The organism is Pedobacter sp. L105, from assembly GCF_009765875.1.
Lineage (GTDB): Bacteria > Bacteroidota > Bacteroidia > Sphingobacteriales > Sphingobacteriaceae > Pedobacter.
In genome coordinates this window covers 452,018-475,857 of the sequence record NZ_LMUP01000009.1, presented here as the reverse complement: position 1 = coordinate 475,857, position 23,840 = coordinate 452,018, and the positions used below count along the sequence as shown (strand labels likewise).

Annotated in this window: 19 protein-coding genes; 8 read left to right on the top strand and 11 right to left on the bottom strand. The window is 40.3% G+C overall.

Translation table 11 applies throughout. The features are described from left to right. Position 1 precedes the first annotated feature (1 nt). From GSQ84_RS20385 to GSQ84_RS20375, 3 genes are read right to left on the bottom strand one after another with little or no spacing between them, the layout of a single operon-like run. The gene (locus GSQ84_RS20385; RefSeq protein ID WP_158799184.1) at positions 2 to 436 is read right to left on the bottom strand and encodes a thioredoxin family protein; all 435 of its coding nucleotides are present in this window, start codon (positions 434 to 436) and stop codon (positions 2 to 4) included. Positions 437 to 451: 15 nt separating this feature from the next. Next, positions 452 to 1,714: a HAMP domain-containing sensor histidine kinase gene (locus tag GSQ84_RS20380; RefSeq protein WP_216848999.1), complete on the bottom strand. Its 1,263-nt coding sequence runs from the start codon at positions 1,712 to 1,714 to the stop codon at positions 452 to 454. Beyond that, positions 1,711 to 2,388, bottom strand: a complete 678-nt coding sequence (locus tag GSQ84_RS20375; RefSeq protein ID WP_158799183.1) for a response regulator transcription factor — start codon at positions 2,386 to 2,388, stop codon at positions 1,711 to 1,713. The genes GSQ84_RS20380 and GSQ84_RS20375 overlap by 4 nt, the downstream gene beginning before the upstream one ends. Before the next feature lie 173 nt (positions 2,389 to 2,561). On the opposite strand from GSQ84_RS20375, the gene GSQ84_RS20370 reads away from it, so the two are divergent. Further along, positions 2,562 to 3,071, top strand: a complete 510-nt coding sequence (locus tag GSQ84_RS20370) for a VIT1/CCC1 transporter family protein (RefSeq protein ID WP_158799182.1) — start codon at positions 2,562 to 2,564, stop codon at positions 3,069 to 3,071. Positions 3,072 to 3,447: 376 nt separating this feature from the next. Next, the gene (locus GSQ84_RS20365; protein ID WP_158799181.1) at positions 3,448 to 4,269 is read left to right on the top strand and encodes an aldo/keto reductase; all 822 of its coding nucleotides are present in this window, start codon (positions 3,448 to 3,450) and stop codon (positions 4,267 to 4,269) included. 65 nt (positions 4,270 to 4,334) lie between these two features. Here the strand turns inward: GSQ84_RS20365 and GSQ84_RS20360 are convergent, their stop codons facing one another. Continuing rightward, the gene (locus tag GSQ84_RS20360) at positions 4,335 to 5,402 is read right to left on the bottom strand and encodes a hypothetical protein (RefSeq protein WP_158799180.1); all 1,068 of its coding nucleotides are present in this window, start codon (positions 5,400 to 5,402) and stop codon (positions 4,335 to 4,337) included. A gap of 161 nt (positions 5,403 to 5,563) precedes the next feature. On the opposite strand from GSQ84_RS20360, the gene GSQ84_RS20355 reads away from it, so the two are divergent. The 4 genes from GSQ84_RS20355 to GSQ84_RS20340 are packed head-to-tail and all read left to right on the top strand — an operon-like array spanning position 5,564 to position 11,168. Continuing rightward, positions 5,564 to 7,942, top strand: coding sequence for a TonB-dependent receptor (locus GSQ84_RS20355; protein WP_254070936.1), 2,379 nt, complete (start codon positions 5,564 to 5,566; stop codon positions 7,940 to 7,942). A 35-nt stretch (positions 7,943 to 7,977) separates the two neighbouring features. Next, positions 7,978 to 8,562 (top strand): RNA polymerase sigma-70 factor, encoded by a 585-nt coding sequence (locus GSQ84_RS20350; RefSeq protein ID WP_254070935.1) that lies wholly within the window; start codon positions 7,978 to 7,980, stop codon positions 8,560 to 8,562. Positions 8,563 to 8,569: 7 nt separating this feature from the next. Next, complete coding sequence (locus GSQ84_RS20345) at positions 8,570 to 9,532, top strand: FecR family protein (protein WP_158799178.1); 963 nt, start codon at positions 8,570 to 8,572, stop codon at positions 9,530 to 9,532. Positions 9,533 to 9,542: 10 nt separating this feature from the next. Further along, positions 9,543 to 11,168 carry a carboxypeptidase-like regulatory domain-containing protein gene (locus GSQ84_RS20340; protein ID WP_158799177.1) on the top strand — a complete coding sequence of 542 codons (1,626 nt, stop codon included), beginning with the start codon at positions 9,543 to 9,545 and terminating at the stop codon, positions 11,166 to 11,168. Here the strand turns inward: GSQ84_RS20340 and GSQ84_RS20335 are convergent. Continuing rightward, on the bottom strand, positions 11,160 to 11,552 hold the full coding sequence (locus GSQ84_RS20335; protein WP_254070934.1) for a hypothetical protein: 393 nt from the start codon (positions 11,550 to 11,552) through the stop codon (positions 11,160 to 11,162). The two genes, GSQ84_RS20340 and GSQ84_RS20335, sit on opposite strands and share 9 nt — an antisense overlap. Positions 11,553 to 11,797: 245 nt before the next feature. Here GSQ84_RS20335 and GSQ84_RS20330 point away from each other — a divergent pair, with 245 nt between their 5' ends. Then, a complete protein-coding gene (locus GSQ84_RS20330; protein ID WP_158799176.1) occupies positions 11,798 to 14,107 on the top strand; it encodes a glycoside hydrolase family 3 N-terminal domain-containing protein in 2,310 nt (769 codons plus the stop codon). 84 nt (positions 14,108 to 14,191) lie between these two features. On the opposite strand, the gene GSQ84_RS20325 is transcribed toward GSQ84_RS20330, so the two are convergent. After that, a complete protein-coding gene (locus GSQ84_RS20325; RefSeq protein ID WP_158799175.1) occupies positions 14,192 to 16,675 on the bottom strand; it encodes a response regulator in 2,484 nt (827 codons plus the stop codon). A gap of 2 nt (positions 16,676 to 16,677) precedes the next feature. Continuing rightward, the gene (locus GSQ84_RS20320; protein ID WP_158799174.1) at positions 16,678 to 17,478 is read right to left on the bottom strand and encodes an alpha/beta fold hydrolase; all 801 of its coding nucleotides are present in this window, start codon (positions 17,476 to 17,478) and stop codon (positions 16,678 to 16,680) included. A 376-nt stretch (positions 17,479 to 17,854) separates the two neighbouring features. On the opposite strand from GSQ84_RS20320, the gene GSQ84_RS20315 reads away from it, so the two are divergent. After that, complete coding sequence (locus tag GSQ84_RS20315) at positions 17,855 to 19,027, top strand: M20 family metallopeptidase (protein ID WP_158799173.1); 1,173 nt, start codon at positions 17,855 to 17,857, stop codon at positions 19,025 to 19,027. A gap of 90 nt (positions 19,028 to 19,117) precedes the next feature. Here GSQ84_RS20315 and GSQ84_RS20310 read toward each other — a convergent pair whose 3' ends face one another. The 4 genes from GSQ84_RS20310 to GSQ84_RS20295 all read right to left on the bottom strand — a co-directional run bounded on the left by GSQ84_RS20310 (position 19,118) and on the right by GSQ84_RS20295 (position 23,742). Then, a complete protein-coding gene (locus GSQ84_RS20310; RefSeq protein WP_158799172.1) occupies positions 19,118 to 19,363 on the bottom strand; it encodes a hypothetical protein in 246 nt (81 codons plus the stop codon). Positions 19,364 to 19,514: 151 nt separating this feature from the next. After that, entirely contained in the window at positions 19,515 to 20,843 is a 1,329-nt protein-coding gene (locus GSQ84_RS20305) for an outer membrane beta-barrel protein (protein WP_158799171.1), read from the bottom strand. Between the two features lie 207 nt (positions 20,844 to 21,050). Further along, a complete protein-coding gene (locus GSQ84_RS20300) occupies positions 21,051 to 22,427 on the bottom strand; it encodes an aspartate kinase (RefSeq protein WP_158799170.1) in 1,377 nt (458 codons plus the stop codon). A gap of 190 nt (positions 22,428 to 22,617) precedes the next feature. Continuing rightward, positions 22,618 to 23,742, bottom strand: coding sequence for an AI-2E family transporter (locus GSQ84_RS20295; RefSeq protein WP_158799169.1), 1,125 nt, complete (start codon positions 23,740 to 23,742; stop codon positions 22,618 to 22,620). Between the last annotated feature and the right edge of the window lie 98 nt (positions 23,743 to 23,840).

The following is a 23,840-nucleotide window of genomic DNA, read 5'->3' as shown; positions in this document are numbered from 1 at the left end:
GTTATTTCTTCGGTGTAAGATCTGCGATCTCCTGAACAAACTTTTCTGGTGTTTCATTTGGATAACCTTCCCAGGCTTTGATTACTTTACCGTTATCGTCGATCAAAAGTGTATATGGAAATATCCCGTTATTATTATAACGATCGGCCAATGCCTCATTTAACTTTACCTGCGCTGCCGGCAACTGGTTCTTTTTTTGTCTTGGAAAATCTGCACGGACCAGAATGAGATGATCGGTGGCATATTGCTCAAATGCGCTGGATTCCAATATCTCTTTCCTTAGACGAATACATGGGCCACACCAGTCGGTCCCCGAAAAATTAACCAGGATTAATTTATGCGATGCAACAGCCTGTTGCCGGGCCTCATTAAAATCACCCAGCCAAAGGGCAGGAAGTGGAAGGAAATAAAACAATAATAAAAGCAGTGTTTTCATCGGGTTATAAATTTGCTAGGTGTTTGGATTGAACTCAACTTCAAAAGTGTGCAAGTGATACCGATAATGGTATTGCAGCTGAAAGTGCTCGCGGTTACAGATCTGTTTTAAGATGGCAAGCCCAAGTCCTGTGCCTTCTGATGAAGCATCTTTATGAAACCTTTCAAAGATCACGTCTTCATCTAATTTCAGATAGTCACTGGTATTACTAAAGGCCAGCGTATTTTTAGCCAGTGAGATTTTAATCAGTCCACCCTCCTTATTGTGCCTGATAGCATTACTAAACAGGTTATTGACCAGAATATCTAACAATTGCCTGCTGGTAGATAAATAAAAGGGATTTAAATCCAGATCTATGATTAGTTTTCTTTTATAAATCAGTTCCTGGAAGAAGGCTAATTTCTCTTCCACCATATCTTTGACGTTAATTTCTTCGATGTCGAGCTGCGAATTGTTGTCAATTTTTACCAGTAACAACAACGACTGATTTAACTTCGTTAGTTTAGATGTTGCCTTATATAAGTCGCCCAGGGTCTCACTTTCTGTAGCCCCTAAATGATTGGACTGTAGCATGGTATCCAATTTAGAATTGATTACTGCCAGAGGTGTCATCATTTCATGGGAAGCATTTTCAGTAAACAGTTTAATCTCCTTATAATCAGACCGTACCTTCGATGAAAGATTTGCAATAGCATCATTCAATTCCCTGAATTCTATGGTAGGTGAGATCACTTCATCAAATGGTTCTTCACGATTTACGTTAAAGGCTTTAATATTAATCAATAACTGTCTGAACGGACTCCAAAGCCGGTTGATCATGACCCTGTTAATTCCCAAAAGAATAACCAGCAATAAGGAAACCGGAAGAATAATAATCAGGCAGATGGTCCTGATCTCCTCCTGTCGTTCTACCTTGGATGACATAATTAAAACACGGTACGCCTGATGGTTAAAGCTGATATCTGCCTGGAGATACCTTGCCGTTTCCATGATTCGCTTTTTAGGATTATAATACACAGTATCTGCAAAAAAACTTCTGCCATTGGCCACTTTTATTTTTTTGTATTCTGCAACCAGATCATCAAATGAAGTAGGTGCAGGAAGAATATTTTTCACATTGGTAAAATCATTCACTTCCATCAGCTCCTCTGTTAAACCATCATCCATCTGTTTGTTGAGATAATAGGTAAGTGTTTGGTAGAAAAGAAACCCTATAATGATCAATCCAATGAAGTTGGTGATGAGCAAAATCCTGTTGTAGCGGGTAAACAGCTTCATAACTCAGCAAATTTATACCCTACCCCATAAACAGAATGGAAGTATTCTTTACAGCCCGCATCCAACAGCTTCTTCTTTATATTTTTGATATGTGTGTAGATAAAATCAAAACTATCTGCCATATCTGCATCATCGCCCCATATATGCGAAGCTGCTGCTGCCTTGGATATGACTTTCTTTTTATTGGCAATAAAATACAGCAGCAGATCGAATTCTTTCCGTGTAAAGTATACTACTTTGTCGTTTACTTTAACTTCTTTGGTTTGGAGATCAATTTCTATCTCGTTAAAAACGATCAGATTATTTCCTGCAAAATTGCTTCTTCTCACAATGGCCAGAATTCTCGCATTCAGCTCTGATAAATGAAAAGGCTTAATCAGATAGTCATCAGCACCCAGACTTAATCCTTCAATCCGCTGATCTACCGCATCCCTGGCAGTGATGATCATTACGCCATCAGTCTTATTTAATTTTTTAAGATGTCTTAACAATTCCAGACCGTCTCCATCGGGCAGAGTGAGGTCCAGCAGCACACAATCATAAGTGTTCATACTTATTTTTTGATAAGCACTTTCATAGGTAGGCGCGCAATCACAAGTATTGCCTTCAGCATTCAAATATTGCTGGATACTTTTTTGCAAGCTCAGTTCGTCCTCGATGATCAGCACTTTCATAGTGCCAATATCAGTGTGAATTTTGAAGACATTTTGTAGTTATCAATTTATTTTAATTTTTTTCCTGCACCAAGCCAGGCTCCAATATCTCCTCAGGATTTAACCCTATTATTGCAAGAATTTTCTATGATGCAGAATATTAAGATTAGTTTTAGGAACTCTTTGATTTATATATGAAATCTAGTAAAAAAAGCGAGAAAGAAATAGCAGCAGCTTATGTACTGCAAAAAGTTCAGCCGGCATTGCTTGGTTTGATGGATGGATCAGTATCTACTCTCGCTCCCCTATTTGCGGCGGCAGGCTTAACCCACCAAACCAACAAAGCTTTTTTTGTTGGCTTAGCCGCATCCCTGGGTGCGGGGATCAGCATGGGTTTGGCTGAGGCCTTATCAGATGATGGCTTAGTAAGCGGACGGGGAAACCCTGTAAAAAGAGGATTTATAACCGGGGCAGCAACGGCTTTAGGAGGAATGCTCCATACGCTGCCTTTTTTAATACAGGATATTAATTCTGCATTACATATGGCTTATGTTGTGGTAGCTATAGAGTTGGTAACCATCGCTATTATCAGATACAAATTCATGAAATCTCCATTATGGTCTACCATTTTCCAGGTTATCGTAGGCGGTGGTATTGTATTTTTACTAGGGATCTGGTTAGGTAAGCTGGGGGTTACTGAATAGTTAATCCTTTATTCTATATGACTCAACTGGCGCGCTGGCAACAATTCCATGGCTCAAGGCCCTTCATCGCAAGGGTGAAATTATCAGTTTCTTAAGTTTTTTGAAGACAGGTTCCCTGCTCATGACCTCAGCGTTATTATTTGCTGTCGCTTTAATCGGCTTGCCTGATATGTCAGCTGACCGTCAGCATATTCCCTTTTCCTAATAAAAATTTGACGAAAAATGCAAAATTCTTTTAATATGTCGTTAATATTGGACAAACACGCTTGAAAGGAATCAAAATCTAGCTGTTTTTGATAGCAATTAATTGCTCTGAGCCCGTTTCAAGTACCTCCTGTCTGATCAGGGGTTATTTTTACATTTAATCATGAATAAGATGAAAAACGGAAAAATTAGAAGAGATTTTAGTATCGGGGGTAAATTAACTGTTAATCGTTTAGGTTATGGTACAAAACAAATTACCCAAAAAGGTTTATCAGAAGAACCTCTTCTTAGAAAAGAAGCCTTAAAAGTTTTAAAACATGCTGTAAAATCAGGTGTTAATTTTATCGCGACAGCCGACAGCCACGGCCAGCATGTAGCTGAAGAACTAATTACAGAAGCGTTATATCCCTACCAAATGAACCTGGTGTTTGGAATAAAAGGCGGAATAGTAAGATCGGACCTGGAAGAAAGCCTTCACCGGCTAAAAGTAGGCTCCGTAGATCTTTACCAGTTAGATCGCGTAAACCCCGAAGATGCTGAAGCGACATTTGAATTATTAAAAAATGCGCAGATTGATAAAAAGATCAAACACATAGGTTTATCGGAGGTAACAATAGATCAAATTAAGCAGGCGCAGCGACATTTTGATGTAGCATTCGTCCAAAATGAATATAGCATTGATAACCGTAAATGGGAAGATGTGTTGGAATTTACAAAGCAGCACAATATCGCTTTTATTCCTTCTCCAGCATTAAACGAAGATCATGTAAAAGGTAAAGCTACACTGCAAAAAATAGCCGATAAGCATCAGGTTAGGCCAGAGCAAATTGCGCTTAGCTGGCTTCTACAACATTCCGATAACATTTTGCTGATTCCGGGAACTTCCCATTTGGAACATTTGGAAGAAAACCTGAATATAGAGTCAATTGAGCTTAGCGAAGAAGATCTTTATGAATTGGATTCGATTCATACACTTAGCGACATTTCGGTTTAAGATTATTGTTCATACAAGCACCTTTAAACTACAGCTAAGGTGCTTGTATTGAATATTGCCAAGATTTAAAAATACAGTTGTATTCCTGCGGTATAACCCATATAAAATCCGCAGAAGTTTTGTCCGTTGTTTCTGCTCCAGCTGGAAATATAAGTTTTAGTCATATTCCTTCCCTCTTCCGAATCGGTTGTAATATAATTGATAGAAGGCCCCCCAAACAGTTCCAGCGAAGGACTAATCCTGAAAGCAGGTATCAAGCGGAAGGTGGATTTGAAGTAATTTTCGTTGTGTTTAAAGCCTTCAAGATTGCTGGTTACCAGTTCGGTATTTAAACCGAATGACCGGATTTTCAAAATATGGGCACCCAATCCCGCTTCATAAGCATATTTGCTCCTTTTATTATTTATATTATAGCCTAAGCCCAAAATTCCGTAGATAAGTTTGCCCCCAGACCTGAAGGTTATTAGAGTGGTTTGGTTTTCATCGATAGTTAGCGCCAGGCTTTTCTCCGCATTTTTAGCGATATTGATAAAACCGATCTGTGTTCCCGCACTATCAGCAATATTGATGAACCCAATCTGGGTACCATTGGATTTCTTAGCTTTGTTCATAAATGCCGATAACTGTATGCCCTGTAAATCACGACAAAGGTTCATAAAACCTGCTATCTGCAGGGAATGTACATCACCTTCTTTGTTGAGGAAACCTGCGATCTGAGCGCCGACGCTACGGGCAGATAGATTAGCAAATCCGGCAATACCTGTCCCCTTACCCCCCTGGTAGGTATTCAGGAAACCGGCAACCAGCACACCATTTGCATTTTCACCAATATGGTTTGAAAAACCAGTTATCTGCATGCCTGACGCATCGTGGTGAACGATAGTTGAAAGCCCGGCAAAACTCATTCCGCGTTCTGAGGCAGAAACACCGGCAATCAGGTTCAGTGAAAAGTTATTGGTGTCTTTCGGAGCTGTTGTTCCATTGCTACTGACCGGATAAACAAAACCAATATTCTTTTTGGCACGGATGCCTTGCTGGGCAAGGCTACTCCCTCCGGAAAACAGTAAAGCTAAAAGTGTCATCACTTTTACAGGCGATAGGTTAAGGCAGTTTTTGTAAGGTTTGAAATTCATATCAGTGTTTTTTATGTACTGGTGTAACACGCTATGAGAATTATACCCCTACGCGGCAATCAAAATATTTTATCGTATCGTGTTTTTCACTTTACCAGAAAATATTTTCTTTCCGCATAAGGGTAAACGAATAACAGCGTGTTTCAAGGGAAATGACAAACATGAAAAAACTATTCTTTCTTACTACTATGATGGGTATACTGGGTTCAGGAGTGATGGCCCAGGTTTCAGATTCAACGGCTACAGGTCTTACACAAAATATCAGGGGAACAATTACTGATAAAAACTCAGGATTAGCCCTTGCCGGAGTTACCATTACATTAAACGACAACCAAACAAAAAGTGCAGTTTCTACTGCCAAAGGATACTTTCGATTAACGGGCATCCTGGTGGGCAGGCATCACCTGGAAGTTACCCGCGTGGGTTATCAAACGGTTATCTTATCCGATTTGCTGGTGATTGCCGGTAAGGAGGCAGAAGTAAACGTTGAAATGGAAACGGCCAGCAAGCAACTCAATGAGGTTGCTGTTAGCGCTACCTCCGGCAAAAAACCATTAAACCTGATGGCCATGTCAAGCGGACGTTCTTTTTCTCCTGAAGAAACCAACCGTTACGCAGGTGCAATGTTCGATCCGGCAAGGATGGCACAAAGTTTTGCAGGTGTAGTTGCGGGTGGTGATAACAATGAAATTATTGTAAGGGGCAACTCTCCGATGAGCCTGCAATGGAGACTGGAAGGGATTGAGATTATCAGTCCTAACCATTTTGGCGGACAAGGGTCTTCGGGCGGGGCGGTTAGCATGTTAAATTCTACTGTTTTAGGTACTTCAGATTTTTATACCGGTGCCGTACCTGCCGAATATAATAACGCCACAGCTGGTGTGTTTGACCTTAAGTTTAGAAAAGGGAATACCGATAAACCGGAATATGCTTTTACTGTGGGGGTATTGGGTGCAGGGACAACCCTGGAAGGCCCCTTTAAAAAAGGAGGTGATGCATCCTATCTGATCAGTTATCGATATTCTGCCCTCGACCTTTTGCAGAAGCTGGGGGTGAATGTAAGTTCAGGAAGCGGGGTACCCAGATACCAGGATCTTTCATTTAATTTTGTTGTTCCCACAAAAGGCACAGGTACATTCTCACTTTTCGGAATTGGCGGACTGGGAGGACTAACGGATAATGCAAAACATGATTTTACCCAATGGGATGAACGTACTGATGCAGACAACAGCAATTTAACTTATAGTGCGGGAAGCATAGGCCTGAAGCATGTGTATATTGCTAACAGCAAATTATATATTAATAATATCATTTCATATTCCGGAGACCGCAGCGTGAGCAGCACGGATACACTAACAAAATCATATCAGGCCAGCGCGATACAAAGAAGTCATTATGATAATGGCGCCATCCGTTATGCGGGAACTGTCAACTACCAGGTAAATGCTTCCAATACTATCCGCACAGGATTAAATGCCAGCCTTTTAAGTTATAATTTGTACGACCTGGAATATAAAAAAGAGAGTAATGGATTGGAAGAAATTTTGAATCAACAAGGCAATGCACATACTTTTGATGCCTATATAGAAAACAAACATCAATTTAAAGGCGGCGTTTCTATCAATACAGGTGTACACGCCAATTACTTCAACTTAAGTAATACCTGGTCGGTTGAGCCCCGCGTTGGTGTAAATTGGCAGGTAACACCAGATCAGCTGCTTACCTTTGCCTCCGGTGAATACAGCAGGCTGGAACCCTTATCTTATTATTTTGCCAGGGGTGTTTCGTCCGGCGAAACCACCAATGCCAAACTCTCTCCTACAAAATCAGCACAGTTGGTAATGGGATACGAGAAGCAGTTTTCCGGCCGCTTAAAGTTTAAAACCGAAATCTATTATCAGCATTTATCCAACGTTCCTGTTTCCAGTGATCCGGCCAGTAATTTCTCTTTACTGAATGTGTCAGACAACTCCGCAATTGAGTCGGTCGATTATACGTCCCTGGTAAATAAAGGAACAGGTAAAAACTATGGGCTGGAGCTATCCCTGGAAAAATCAATGAGCAATGGGTATTATGTTATGATTACCTCTACCCTATTTAATTCCAAATTCACCGCACTGAGCGGGCAGGAATTTAACAGTACTTTTGACACCCGTTATGTAGGCAACCTGATAGCAGGAAAAGAATGGGCAACTGGTAAAAACAATAAAAATATATTTGGTTTGAATGGTAAACTGATTTATGCCGGGGGCAGAAAATATTCACCTATCAATCTTCAGGAATCACTGAAGCTGGACGAACAGGTAATTGATGAGTCGAAGGTGAATACATTAACTGCTGATCCTTATATTCGCGTTGACTTTTCTGCCAGTTATCGCATCAACAAGAAAAAGACAAGTCATTTTATTCTTTTGGATATACAAAATTTGCTGAACAGAGAAAATAATCTGGGCTTATGGTATAATCCAAGCAAAAGGGATGTAGAACTGAATAAATGGATAGGTATTTTTCCTACCCTCAATTACCGTATAGAATTTTAATTGTCAGAGAAGATTTACCCTTTATTGATCATATTTTGGATTTAAAGAACGAACAGCTTATTCCCTTACTGCTTTCAGGAGACGAAACGACTTTTGAGCGCGTATATAAGCATTTCCTAAAACCACTGCATGTGTATGCGATCACCATGCTGAAGGATGAAGAGGTAGCGAAGGGAATGGTACAGAATATATTTTTAAAATTGTGGGAACGCAGGGATACACTAAACTTTAGCGGTTCTATACAGGCTTACCTCTATGGAGCGGTTTATCATGAATGCCTTAATTATCTGCGGCATGAAAAAGTTAAGGTAAATCATCAGGACCACCTCATTTATACCATGAAAGATAAAAGCGAAGGTAGTGCAGGAATGGAGTTACTTGACCTGAAAGAGAAATTGCAGCAGGCATTGAGCGAGCTGCCTGAAAAATGCCGTACTATTTTTCAGCTCAGCAGGTTTGAGGAGTTGAAGTACCAGCAAATAGCCGATGAGTTAGGGATCTCTATTAAAACCGTAGAAGCGCAAATGGGCAAAGCACTGAGGATACTGAGGATTAAACTGGTAGATTATCTGCCTTTAATGATTTGGTTAACCAGCCACCACTATCACCTATTTAAATAGAAAAACAATGGACGAATTATTAGCAAAATATATGCTGGGTGAGGCAACAGCCGCTGAAATTGAAGCGGTTGACAGATGGGTTTTTGCCAGTGAAGATAACCTGAAGTATTTTACGCATTTCAAGTTGATATGGGAAACCAGCAGGGGATTGAAGATAGAAAGCAATTTAAATACGGATGATTCATGGGCCGAGTTTAAGCAACTAACAGAAAGAAAGAACCAACCTGAAGTGATCATCAGACCTATAAACACCTATCAACGATGGATGAAAATTGCCGCCATATGGATAGCAATTATGGGTATCAGCGGCTTAATGTATACTTTTTTACAAGCCGGGCAGCCCCGCTTATTGACCCTTCAAAGCTATCAAACCGTGAAGACCGACACACTTTCGGATGGCTCTATCGTTACTTTAAATAAAAATTCTTTATTAACTTATCCTGAGAAATTTAAGGGAGATACCAGAGAGATTAAGTTGACTACCGGTGAAGCATTTTTCATGGTTGCACACAATAAATCTAAACCTTTTATCATCCATCTTGATGATGCAATTGTTAAGGTAGTAGGTACATCTTTTAATATCAAAAAAACAAATGCCCATGCAGAAGTTATTGTTGAAAGCGGCATTGTGCAGGTGATCCATAAAAAAGTTATCATCAGGTTAAAACCACAGGAAAAGGCAGATATAGATTACAAATCAGGTAAACTGACCAGAGGAACGAGTACTGACAAATTATACAATTATTACCGCACACAAGAGTTTGTTGCCAATAAAACCCCGCTGTGGCGTATCGTAAAGGTGCTGAACAGCGTGTATCATGTGAATATCGAAATTGCAGACCAGAAGCTGGCTGCAAGAACACTGACCACTACATTTAAGACAGATTCTTTAGACAAAATATTGGCTATTATTGCCGAAACATTTAATGCCCGTATTGTACATCAGCCCGGAAAGATCATTATTCAATAGTTTGTTTTACATGAAATATACCCACTTTGCCTTTTGTTTGGTTGTTTTGTTCCTTAGCCTGTTAACAGCGGATATAAAAGCACAAAATAATTTAGACAGAAATATTACCCTGAATGTAAAACAGGCGAAGCTTTCGGAGCTGCTAAGCCTAATTGGAAAAAGTGGTGGTTTTTATTTTTCCTATAGCAGTGACCAGATCAGGGCCGACAGTTTGGTTACCCTTTCGGCAGACCATAGTACGGTGAGGAATTTATTAGATGGTATATTCAAAGGTAACGTAGACTATAAAGAGTCGCCTGGTTATATTATCCTTCGTCCTGCGCCAAACAGGTTATCCTTAAGACCAGACACCACATCCGGCAAAGAGAATAATTATTACATCACCGGTTATGTGGTAGATGACCGCACCGGCCTGGGCATCCCGAATGCCAGCGTTTATGAAAAAAGATTACTGGTATCTACCCTGACGAATAATAAGGGATTTTTCAGCATCAGAATTAAGAGCGACGGACAGATTACACTTACAGTGAGCAAGGAGTTTTATAAAGATGCCAGTGTAAATTTTTTAAGTGATGTGACCATATCTTTAAAACAGCATAATTCTTATTACAGCGGGGAAAGCGCTTCAGACAGGACAGAAAGAAACTGGCTGGGAAGGATATTCATTTCTTCAAGGGCGAGGATGCAGAGATTAAACCTGGGCGGTTTTATCACTTCTGTTCCCTTTCAGACTTCCTTTTTACCGGGTTTAAGCAGCCATGGAATGATGAGCAGCCAGGTAGTAAACCACTATTCCCTGAATGTATTAGGGGGCTATACCGCGGGGCTGGATGGCATAGAGCTAGGAGGTTTGTTTAACCTAAATAAACAGGATGCCCAATATGTACAGGCGGCAGGTCTTTTTAATGTAGTAGGCGGGAATTTTAAAGGCGTAGAGTTAGCAGGAATCAGTAATACCGTCTTAAAAAATGTAAATGGTTTACAGGCAGCTGGTATTTATAATCTGGCTAAAGATAGTATCACCGGAATGCAGCTAGCAGGAATAATGAACATCAGCAATGAAGTTAATGGTTTTCAGGCAGCGGGGATACTCAATAAATCCCACCTCATGACAGGCGTATCCTTCGGTCTTGTGAATATTACCGATACACTGGACGGTTATGCAATAGGACTGCTTAACTTATCCCGAAATGGTTATCATCAGTTATTGGTTTATTCCAATGAAGTGACAACGGCAAACCTGGCCTTTAAAACTGGTAATGGCAAACTTTACGCTGTAATTTCTACCGGGGCACATCTGGGTAATCACCTCAACTATTATAGCTTTGGACTGGGTATAGGCCATGATTTCATCTTCAATCAACACTATTACCTATCTACCGAGATTGCTTCCCAGTCCTTACTATCAGGGCAATGGAATGATCAGCATCAGATCTTCAAATTCAATACGCTATTCAATGTAAAAACGGGGACTACATTCAGTTTTTTTGCCGGGCCGTCATTTAACCTGTATCATCTGCAAAAAGGTGAAGAGAATGCCGAAGACAGAGAAATCATCTGCAATAAAATTGGGCTAATGAACCTGGGTAAAAGCAACAGGGGCTGGATTGGATGGAGCGTGGGATTATCATTTTAATTGTTCCGTTTCTTTTTGCATCAGCTTGATCTCTGTTTTTTCTTTTGAAATATCCTGACGGATCAGTCCAAATAAACTCATGTAAACATTAGCTATCCAAACCAGTGAAAAGCCGCCTATAATATAACCTCTCCAGTCGTCAAGCATCAAATGGTAACTGGTTAAAAAGAGAAATAAAATAGTCACGTAGTGGCTAAAGCAGTATTCGCAGGTAAAAAGATAGAAGAATTTTCTTTCCATCAGTGTTTTACCCTGCTGGCTTCTTTTCACACAATATTCCCTGGGTTCCCGGAATACCTCTTCGTGGGTAACGGTCCATGCGATACAGGCAATCGGTATCGCCAGTATAAAAAGACAGATGATCTGCATAAAGAATGTTGTCATATTTTTTTTGAATGCAAAATAATAACGGATCAGGCCCCTCATTGTTTTAACAATAAAATGCGTGGATTTTTTCTAATTTATGCCTAATCCATCATAGAAAATATGATCTTCATCAACAATATGCTAATTTCATGGATATGTCTCTTCAATGATACCTAATCAGCAAGTAAAATCTAAATATTTTGCAATTAAGTGTCAAAATTTAGTGCAAATTTGAGATTATAAACCAAATTTTATATCATCAAATGCTGCTCAAAAAAATTGCACCCCTATCCGCCTTTGTTTTATTCGCTTTAACCGCAAACGCACAAGTGTATAAAGATCCTAAAGCACCCGTTCAGGAAAGAGTCGCGGATCTGTTGAAAAGAATGACGCTGGAAGAAAAGGTAGGCCAGATGAGCATGTCTTCTTTAGGTGAATCCACAAAAGGAACTATTGCCTTTGGTGTGTTGGAAAGTCCTTTTATCAGTGCAAAAGGAGTTGCCAAACAGTCTGTCATTGCTAAAAGATATGCAATGGAAAAAACACGACTGGGAATCCCGCCGATTCAGATTGGAGAGTGCCTTCATGGTCAGCTGGCAGCCGGGGCAACGGTATTTCCACAATCAATTGCCCAGGGAAGTACCTGGAACCCTGCGCTGATTGAACAGATGGGTTCTGTAATTGCTTACGAAGCTTCTACTTCTGGTGTCGACCAAGCCCTTTCTCCCCTGTTCGACCTTATCAGGGACCCTCGTTATGGCCGTGTGGAAGAATGCTTTTCAGAAGATCCTTACCTTGTGGGCCAGTTGGGTTCTGCTTTTGTAAGGGGCATGCAGGGCGATCCGCAGCAAACTAAAACTAAAATAGCTGCCAATAAGGTCATGTGTACGGCCAAACATTTTGCTGCTTACAGTATACCAATAGCCGGCGTTAACCTGGCACCTGCCGAAGTTGGCGAAAGGGAATTACGTTCTATGTTTTTAGCGCCTTTCCGGGAAGCTGTTGAAAAAGCAAATATCTATTCTTTGATGCCCTCTTACAATGAAATTGATGGTATACCTGCCCATAGCAACCAGTTTCTGCTGAGACAGGTGTTGAGAAACGAATGGAACTTTCAGGGATATATTTTCTCTGATTACGGTGCCCTGGGGCAATTATATAATTTTCACCACGTAGCGAAATCACAAGCCGATGCCGCCGTGATGGCTATAGCTGCAGGTGTAGACCTGGAAGCTTCACGTCCTGAGGTTTATGCCCACCTGATCGAACTGGTTAAAGCAGGCAAAGTAAAGGAATCTCAAATTGACAGTTCTGTGGTCAGGATCCTGACCGCAAAATTCAAAGCAGGTTTATTTGAAAAGGCACTGCCTGATACCTTAAAATTAAAAGAACGATTACATACTCCGCAGCACATTCAGCTTTCACAACAGATTGCCGAAGAGTCTATCGTGTTACTAAAAAATGATAAAAACACTTTACCACTGAATAGCAGCAAAATTAAATCATTGGCGGTAATCGGGCCAAATGCCGATAAGGTACAGTATGGCGATTACAGCTTTACCCGTGACAATAGATCTGGCGTTACCGTACTGGGCGGTATCAAACAATTGGCAGGAAACAGTGTGAAGATTAATTACTCCAAAGGCTGTGAGCTGTCTGGTTTAGACAAAAGCGGATTTGATGAAGCAGTAAAAGCTGCTGAAGGAAGCGATGCTGTTGTAGTAGTGCTGGGAACAACCAGTGTAGTTTTTTCTGGTATCGGCTGGAACGGCCAGGCCGGGGCTGATGAACCTAAAGATCCTTTTACCTGTGGTGAAGGATATGACGTAACCGATATTAACCCGCAAGGCGTTCAGCGTGAATTGTTACAGGCGCTGTATAAAACAGGTAAACCAATTATTTTAGTATTGGTGCAGGGACGTCCATGGAGCATTAGCTGGGAGAAAGAAAATCTGCCTGCCATAGTTGAGGCCTGGTATCCCGGTGAGCGCGGCGGTACTGCTGTCGCCAATATTCTATTTGGAAAAGTAAATCCTTCCGGAAGGTTAAACATGACCATTCCTCAGTCAACGGGTCATATCCCTGCCTACTACAATTATGTCAATTCTGCCAAAGGAATTAACCGTCATCATGGAACAATAGAAAATCCGGGACAGGATTATGTGTATTCATCAACCGATGCTTTATTTTCTTTTGGTTACGGATTAAGTTACACCACCTTCCAATACGATAACCTGAAGGTTTCCAAACCTGTTTTCGGAAAAAATGAAGACGTCAATATAACTGTTGATGTGAAAAATACGGGTAGCGTAACTGGAAAAGAAGTAGTTCAACTCTATCTGGGAAATAAGGTAAATTCAGTAAGCACACCTGTTATGGCTTTAAAGCGATTCAGTAAAATAACGCTTAAACCGGGTGAGATAAAAACAGTTTCCTTTAGTATTAATCCTGCAGATATTGCGATCTGGAACAGGAGTATGAAACTCGTTACAGAACCAGGAACATTTGATGTGATGATAGGACGATCGGCAGACGATGTAGTGCTGAAGAAACAACTGGAATATAGAGATTAAGCTTAATGTTTGAATGGAACCAGGTGCATTATCCTATTTTGATGCATCTGGTTCCACCATAATGTGATACAATTATTATTTATTTCATGTAGTTAGATCGCGGATTTTGCTTTTCCACAGATGGAACTTATTATAAAGGTTGTCAAAATCCAAAGGCTTACTGATGTAATCGTCCATACCAGCTTCCAGACATGCAATCCTGTCTTTTTCGTAAGCGGCAGCGGTCATGGCTATGATCACCGGTCCTTTATCCCCATAGCGCTTTACAATATTGCGTGTGGCATCAAACCCATCCATTTCGGGCATTTGTAAGTCCATGAAAATCATATCATAATGCTGTCTTTCCAAAGAAGCTAAAACCTCTAATCCATTAGAGACTACATCGCAGCTGTAACCTATATTTTTAAAAGCCCTGATCACGATTTTTTGATTGATCAGGTTATCTTCGGCAATTAGAATACTTATTTTTTCAATGTCCTCAGCGATAGCAGGGGCCGTCTGTTTAATAAGCGGTTCAAATTTTTCTTCTGAAGGCTGTTCGGAAAGAACCTGAATCAGCATCTTTTGAAAATAGTTTGGTTTAATGGGCTTATCCTGAATAGCGGCAAATAAATCGCTATCAGCCTTTTCATGAGCCGGAAAGTATCCCGCCGAACTAAACAACACCAGGGGAACCTTATATGTTTTCTTGATTTCGCGGGCTACTTCTATCCCATTTTGATCAGGCATCAGCAAGTCAATCACCACTATATCATATTGCTTTTCTGCTAAAGCTTTAAGGCACTGTAAACCGCTTTCGCAGGTATCGGCATGCATACCCCACTGCTCGCAATGAATCTTAAGAATGCGCAGGTTGGTAGGGTTATCATCAACGATCAGAACCCATTTGTCACCGAGGCTTTTTGGAGCCGGAGGTACATAAGTTTTTATTTCTGCTGCAGCATTTACCTCAATCGTAAATTTAAATGTAGTACCTACATTAACCTCGCTTTCTACCCAGATACGGCCGTTCATAATTTGCACGAGCCGATCACTTATGGCCAGTCCGAGACCAGTTCCTCCATATTTGCGGGTAGTTGAAGCATCCACCTGGGAGAAAGAATTAAACAACTTATATATCTTATCGGCAGGAATACCAATGCCCGAATCTTTTACAGCGAATTCAAGAATATATTTGTTCCCCTCCTTTTTATTAACACTGATACTGGTTAACACTTCACCTCTATCAGTAAACTTAATGGCATTAGACACCAGGTTAACAATGATCTGGCGGATCCGCGTAATATCTCCTATAATTTCATGCGGCACATCAGGATCAATCATGTACAGGAGATCCAATTGTTTATCCTGTGCCCTAACAGCCAGCAGATCGTAGGTTTCTTCAATTACACGGTGTATAAAAAATGGATGTTCTTCCAGTTCCATCTTGCCCGACTCAATCTTGGAAAAATCGAGGATTTCGTTGATGATCTCCAGCAGCGAATCGGCACTAACCCTGATCGAACGAACGTAATCTTCCTGTTCATCTGTGAGAAGGGTGCTACCCAACAAACTGGTCATTCCCATCACACCATTCATGGGCGTTCTTATTTCGTGGCTCATGTTAGCCAGAAACTCAGACTTGGCCCTATTCTGTTCTTCGGCAAGGCTTGTCTTTTCTTCCAGTTCAGTATTTAACTCATTTAAATGCTGATCTACAATATACTTATCAGTGATATCTTCAAAAACCCAAAGCATGCCGCTGGTATGTGCCGATATGGTAGGCATACAACTTACGCAAAGAACTAAGATTTCGGGAACGGAATAGATCCAATGCCAGTTATCTATTCTTTTATCCTTTGACTGAAAAAGTTCCTGCCCGCGTTTAAGTATTTCAGCTTTATTATCAGCAGCTGTGCGCAAACGCTGCATAGCAGGCGCCAGTTGTTGCGGAGAAACATTCCCTCCGGGAATGGCAAACAATTTTGAAGCCTGGTCGTTAACCCAGCTGTTCTGCCCGGAGTCGTCAACAAATACAATACTTTGTGGTACCGCCTGTAAAATAGAGTTGAAACGAAGCCTTAATTCTTCGAGCGAATAGTGAGTGCGTGAAAGTTTTATCGTTTCCTTTATACTTGACAAACAGGCGTCAATAAACTCCCTGAAGTCTTCATTAAAATCAAACTCCTTATCCCAGATTAATAAAATGCCGCCCCTCACGTCGATTTCACTTACCGGCAATATGGCAACAGCAGAAGGGTTTTTTAGCCAGCTCAGTAAATCTTTATCCAGCTGTGCTGAAGGCCGATCAAAGTATAAGGGATCATACTTCTCCTTTGCAACTTTTAAAATTGACGGATCAATCAACTCCTCACTGGTCAGATTATCATGAAAGATCGCACGGGCGGTTATTTCATCTTCTTTCCTTACGATTATTACACGGTCGGCCTCTGCAAGATGCTTCAACTGAACCATATTTTTCTTCATGATTGTTGTCCATTCCTCATAGACATCAATCCCCCGCTTCTGCCCGATAAAATTGAGGGCTCTTTTTGCCCAATTGATAGCTATTTGATTCAGTTCCATCATAGCTATATAAACGCTTTAATTGCTGAAACTATTTCCTGTGGTGCACTAATATGTGGGAAATGTCCTATTGCGTTCACATACTTCAGTTTACTTTTTACTATATTTTTGTGGAGGTATTCCGCAACTACACCTGGTACCGCAATGTCGTCATGGCTCTGGATCAGTAAAGTTTCTTTTTGCAGCTTTCCCAGTTCACTTCTTATATCAGATTCAAATATAACTTTAGAAACCGCCAGCGCTATATCAGGCCGAATGTCGGCTAATGTTTTAGCAAAGCTTTCGCTCAATTCAGGCTTGTCCGGATTATTCATCGCCGCTGCTGAAAAGCCACTTACCCAGGCATAATAGTTATTGGTCATGTTTTCATACATATCATTAAGCGCTTCCTGGGTAAAACCTCCGGTATAGTTTTCATCATTCAGATATCTGGGGGATGCACCTATAAATACCATTTTTGAGAAATACTGTGGTGCTTTAATTGCAGCAAGCAGCGAAATCATCGAGCTTACTGAGTGCGCAATCACGATCACATCTTTCAATTCCAGTTCTGCGATGATCGTTAGCAGGTCATCGGCATAAGGTGCGAGATTATTGTATTTTAAAGGGCTGTATGCTTTTGGATCGGCATGCCCGCCACCTGCATTGTCGTATAAGATCAATCTGTAATCCTCTTCAAAGGCTTTTTTTACGGTATCCCATGATGTTGTATCAGTACCAAAGCCATTTGCAAAAATGAGGGTCAAGGCTGAATCAGTATTACCTTCTATAGTGACGTTATTTTTTTTCAGGGAAGCAGAAATCATATACTAGTTTATTAACTGTAATCAGAAAATTACAGGCGAAAAGTACCCATTATTTTCCAAGTACAAACTCTTCAGCATGCTGTTTAAACATTTTATAGCGCCTGGTTGTAACTTATTACAGTGCTTTTATCATAGGGAAAATTTTATGCTTTTGAATATCAGGTTCACTCAGCTATGTTTAATCATCATTATAGCTCAACACTTCTGATTTTTAAGGATTGTATAGTTTGAACTCATTATTCGTTATACTCCTGGACAAAAAATTTCAAAGCAATACTGGCCTGAAATATGGAATTCACCTTTCTATTGTAACTGTTGGCTGGATTTTTTTACATTGCGAACCGTTAATGCCCGGTACCTTAAAATATCAATTTCTATGATCGATCATCAATTATTTGCGGAATTAGTTGCCATCAGGCGTCAGTTACATCAACATCCTGAGCTGGGTTTTAAAGAATTTAAAACATCTGCTTTAGTACAGAAACACCTCCAAAGTTTATCTATTCCATTTGAAACTATAGTTGAAACGGGAATTATAGCTACTCTACAAAGAGGAGAAGGACCAACAATTGTACTGCGCGCCGATATGGATGCTCTTCCTATTCAGGAAGGGGCCGACTTTGATTTCCATTCTGTAAATGAAGGGGTAATGCATGCCTGTGGTCATGACCTTCACACAGCTATGTTGTTGGGAGCTGCCAGTCAGTTAAAGGATATACCATTTGAAGGAACGGTAAAGCTGGTTTTTCAACCATCTGAAGAAGGAAATGCGAGAAGCCCTGAAAAGGGCAAATCAGGTGGACAGATCATTGCTGAAAGTGGTAAACTGGATGGCGCGAGTGCTGCTTTGGGCCTGCATGTTCATCCCCTCCTGCCTGTTGGAAAATTAGGCTACAGAAATGGTGAATCATTGGCCAATGTGAGTAATTTCTCTATCCGGATAAATGGAAAAGGAGGACATCCGGGTGCAATGGAACATGTGACTGACCCCGTGATGATCAGCGGGCATCTTATTGTAGCTGCGCAATCATTGATTTCACACACTGCTCCTACTGAACCCGCGGTAATCGCTTTTACCCACGTACAGAGTCTGGCAGAGCCTAGCTTTAACGTTATTCCGCTAACTGTACTGCTCCAGGGATCACTGAGGGTTTTAAATATAGATACTTATCAAAAGCTTGTAGAAAAATTAAAACAACTGATTAGAGGCCTGGAAATTTCATTTGGATGCCAGATAGAACTGGATTTCAGTGCTTATTATCCTAGTTTGCTTAATGACGAAGGTATACATCAAAAATTGGCTGCCGTACAGGACAGGATATTTGGAAAAGCCAATGTATTTGAAGGTGCAGCACAATTAATTGGAGAGGATTTTTCTTTTTATTCCAGATTAATGCCTGCTCATTTTTACTTTCTTGGTGCAAAAACAAATGAGAATGACACCTATTTCCTGCACCACCCAAAAGTGACTTTTAATGAAGAAGCGATGAAATATGGTGCTGCATTTCTGGCTGAAGGCGCTGTAGACCTGATCAATAGTTTTAAATAGGCTACTTTTGAAGATGATCACGGATATAGAAAAACCCTATACATTTTTATATAGGGTTTTTTACAAAACAAAAATCACATCAATAATAGATCAATGACGTTTGACACGCTGATTTAAATTGATCAGGTCATTTATATTTATCCTTGGTTTAATCACTATTTTGTTTAATGAATTTATAGGTTCTTTTAACATATCATGTGATTGGGTAATTATAGATCCTGCAACAGCTTTCATCTTCATCAATTTATCTTCAGTCATGATTACGGGCAATTTCCATTTTAATATTTCAGTAGAAAATTCCAGGATTTCTGCTGTCGTTTTTCCTTCTCTTATCATAAAATGACCAGCTGATTGATACCGATAAATAAATATAGTCGTTTAAACCGCAGAAAAATTATAAAAGTTTAATAATCAGCTAGATATATTTATATTATCCTTGCGGTTAAGACCTTTATAATAAATAGGATAGTTTTGAGCAGATCTTTTCTTAAAACCTGACGAGCAAATCCATAGCAGCAGTATACTGATCTTTTTTCGTTCCATTGTCATAAGGAGTTACACCATCTGCATAAGCCCTTTCATAGCGCACTTCGGGCCGAACCCTGATATATTTTGTGAAATAATGCACAAACCCTATGGTATGACTTGAGTACCAGGTGGCGTAACCTGTTCTTCCTGCCTGGGGATCATTCAGGAAATCATTGCGTACTGACAAATAATCTTTAGCAGAGAATTTGGTTTCAAAGTAGTTTACAATGCCTACCGCGTTTTCAGTTCCGGGAATGAGCGTTCCGGGGCCGACTCCCGGATAAAATGATTGTGCGGGGCCATTGATTACCGTTCCTCCGGTTAAAGCATGGTATTGCCACATGTAATAAGCCTCTGTCATGGTATGGAAGGTTTCATTAAACCGATGTCCCCATGTGGCAACTACCATTTGCAAGTCGTCGTGCTGGTTTTTATAATCACCGCTGCCCAGGGAATTGATGCCGGCATAGATAGAATCGTCATTATTGTGTGATACCCAGCGCGCCATCAACAGGCCGTTGATCTGAGCAGAATTACTCCACGGTGCCATATCATTGCCCGCGTGAACACCTACTTCCAGCTGCCAGTAAGATCCCAGCTTAAATGTTGCCTGTATGCCTGTAAATGTAAAAGGGTCTACAGTAAACATCAGGGAATGGGAATACAAATAGTTGTCTGTTGCCCATTGTGCTTCGATATCTGCCGGAGATATAAACCTCCCTATTTTGAGGATCATGCCATCTGCTATTTTTGGAAAATAGATCAAACTGTACATCTCTGATGGGTCAAATCCATATTTATTGTTGTGTGCCAGCAGCTGATTACTAAAGTAACCTTTAGCCAGTGTAAACCTGTAATCGGTTCCAAAAATGGTAGTGAATAGAAAACCAAAGGAGATATGATCGGTTTGTACCGTATTCGGCTGCATATCCAGTTTAATTCCTACCTGATCTAGCACTACTGAATTGGGAACTAAATCATACGAAGTTGGGAAATTGGAGTGTTTTGACGTACTTAAATTTCCTCCGGCATCGGCCCAGCCATATATTTTCAATCTGCTGTTGGTTAGCCCCAATAAATTGGTGAGCGGATAATTTGGCGCAGTTGCATCAGCACCTATTAGTGGGGCACCATCCCAGTCTGAACCAGGGAAAGGCGGGGCGCTTATCGGTGAAGGAAGGGAACGTTTCACAGTATCTTGTTTAATCCTGATAGTGGGAGATCCCTGCTGGGCATACAGATTAAACGTTATAGTTACCATGGCAACCAGGAGCAGTTGTTTTTTCAATTTTTTAGGGATTAGATGCTTTAATAAACAGAAATTTTTATTCCGAATAAAAATGGCACATACGAAATATGTGCCATACCTAAAACCAATACGTAAAATACTGATCTAATGAAAGTTACTATAAATAAAATTAAACCATCTCGTCAAACCCTACCAAATTGGAAGGGTATATTCTCATAACGGCATAAATATCTTAAACAGCCGCCACTATCCCATCGCACTATTCAGTGCTATTATAGCCGTTTTGAAATGCTCACGTGCAACTAAAAACTGGATATTTACTTTACGCAAGGCAAACCCTGCACTTTTAATGTTGATACCTTTTTCCGTAAGGGCATAAGCACTTTTGGCCAGTAAACCTGGCTGATCCATATTGGATCCCAGCAGACATACCATGGCAACTTTTTCTACGGTAACTTTTTCAAAGTTATTTTCCAGGTCGCTGATCAATTTTTTATCAAAATCACGCTCCCAGATCACAATAGATATGCTATTGGCACTGGTTGCCTTAAAGGTATAACTTATATGATGGTTATAAAATATCTGCATGATCTGCAGGTCACTGCCTACATTGCCTACCATTAAAGGATCGTAAACATCGATGATCAGCAGTTTATCTGTCCCGGTGATCAGTTCCACACGTTTATGCTCACAGACAAATTCGCGGGTGATCAGCGTACCGGGATGTGATGGTTCAAATGTATTTTTAATACGCAGGTTAATACCGCTGATTTCCAAAGGTTTTGATGCTTTAGGGTGAATAGCTTCCATCCCTACATCCGCGAGCTGATCGGCAATATCATAATTGGTATACCCTACAGGTTTGCAATTTTCTATGCCCACCATTGCAGGATCGGCAGTAGAAAGATGATATTCCTTATGGATAACCGCTTCTGCAGGTTTTAAAATTTCAGCAATTTTGCTAAAGGTAACCTCAGAGTAGCCCCTGTCAAATTCACGCATAATTCCCTCTGTTCCTTTGGCATAACCCGTAACAATACAGATCGTTTGCTTCAGTTTTACGTTTTTGAATGCATGTTTGATACGCTGATCAATGGTATAGGCCAGATGATCTCCAAAACCACTAAGGTCAATCAGCTGTGCATTGATCCCCCTGTTCTGAAGAATATTGGTAAAGTTAAAAGCAGAATGGCTTTCACCTATGGAGGCCAGTATTTCACGTGCTGCCTGCAGTATCCCCTCTTTACTCACATAACCTGAAGCCAGTATATTAGCCAGATTCTCCAAATATTTTTGCGCTTCGGTAATATGTTGTTCTATAAACTGATCTGCAATAGTTAGGTCGAGTCCCAGTGCCACATACTTTTTATTGATAGACTTTAACTCAGCAATCAGGTTTTTTAACGGGCGATGAAAGTTTTGGTATTTAGCAATACGGTGATAAACCCCGGGTTTTCCTGTTTTTTTATTTTCAAGCAATAGATCAGTTACCCCCGAAAATGCAGATACTACAAATACCCTATTGTATAACTGATCTCCTGTACGTTCAAATAAAATGATATTTTTAATTACATCCTGCAGGGCACTCATAGAAGTCCCGCCTATCTTTTCCACTGTTAACATAGCATAATCTTGTTTTTGACAGGCCAACAGCCCATTATCGCTTTTTTTACGCCGCTAAGCTATAAATTTTACGATAAATCCAAATATTATTTGCTCGATTAGGCTAAATAGCAAGATTAACTAATCATCCAGAAAAATTAAAAAACATGAAAACTGCTTTGTGTTAGTACAATTTTAACATCGGCAATTGTTAACTCTCCAGATCTTTAACCACTTCTTCCCCAAGAGTTTTTTTATTGCTTTTTTTCCAGAATTGTTTACCTCTTCGATGCACCATAGGAATATCATCCCCCAATAATCTGCCCCACGGTTTTAAATCATCTATGCGGTCAAATATGATTTTGATAATGGCAAGAAAAGGAATGGATAAAAACATGCCGGAAATTCCCCACAAGGCGCCACCCAGCAATACAATAATAATAGAAACCAGCGCATTGATCTGTACTTTTGAAGATACAATGTTAGGTACCAGAAAGTTATTGTCTATAAACTGAATAATGGCATAAGCCCCTATAATCCCCAACTGAGTAGAATAGCCATCTTTTGTAATTGTAGCCATTAAAACAGGGAGAAGGATGGCGATGATTCCACCCAGGTAAGGGATCATATTTAACAGCGCCCCCAGCACACCAAACAAAATGGCATATTTTACGCCCAGGATAAGTAAGGCAGTGGAATTTAGTGTAGCGACAATTGCGGCTTCAATTAACAAACCCACCATATAACCCTGAATAGCCATTTTAGTCTCGCTCAATACGTCTGCTACCTTCCTGCTATGTTCCTCGGCAAAAACTTCATACAAGAAATTTAATATCCTGGTTTTATTCCATAGGAGTAAAAAGACGTAAACTGGTATGAGCACCACCACACCCAGAATACCCAGTGCAGTTCCAAGTGTCTGAGCGATCACAGCCTTACTGCTGTTCATTGCCTCATTCAATAATTGCATTTGTTTTTGAACATCTATACCAAAATCCTGCTGCAGCCAATTTTGTCCCTCTACCAGCAAATGATTGAATTTTTGGGTGAGTAGAGGGGCACTTTCTCCAAACTGTGCAATTTGCGAAGAAAGGAAAAATATAAGTCCGGCAATCAGGACCAGGGCAATAAACATGGCCAGAATAATAGCCATCATCTTAGGCATTTTAAATCTCAAAAATCTATTGACCAATGGATTGAGTAATATACTGATGATAAGCGCAAATGCCAAAGGGGTAAGAATATCCCTGAGATTGAGTAGCGTATAAGTGAGCAAAATTAAACCAAAAAGTACTACAGTACTTTTAATGAAAAAGGGATATTCTTTATTTGGCATATTTTGGATAACACTATTATATCAGATATGTTTGATGAACAGTAGCAATAGTTTGGATAATTTATTAACAATTTATTATCAAATACAGGCAAATAAAA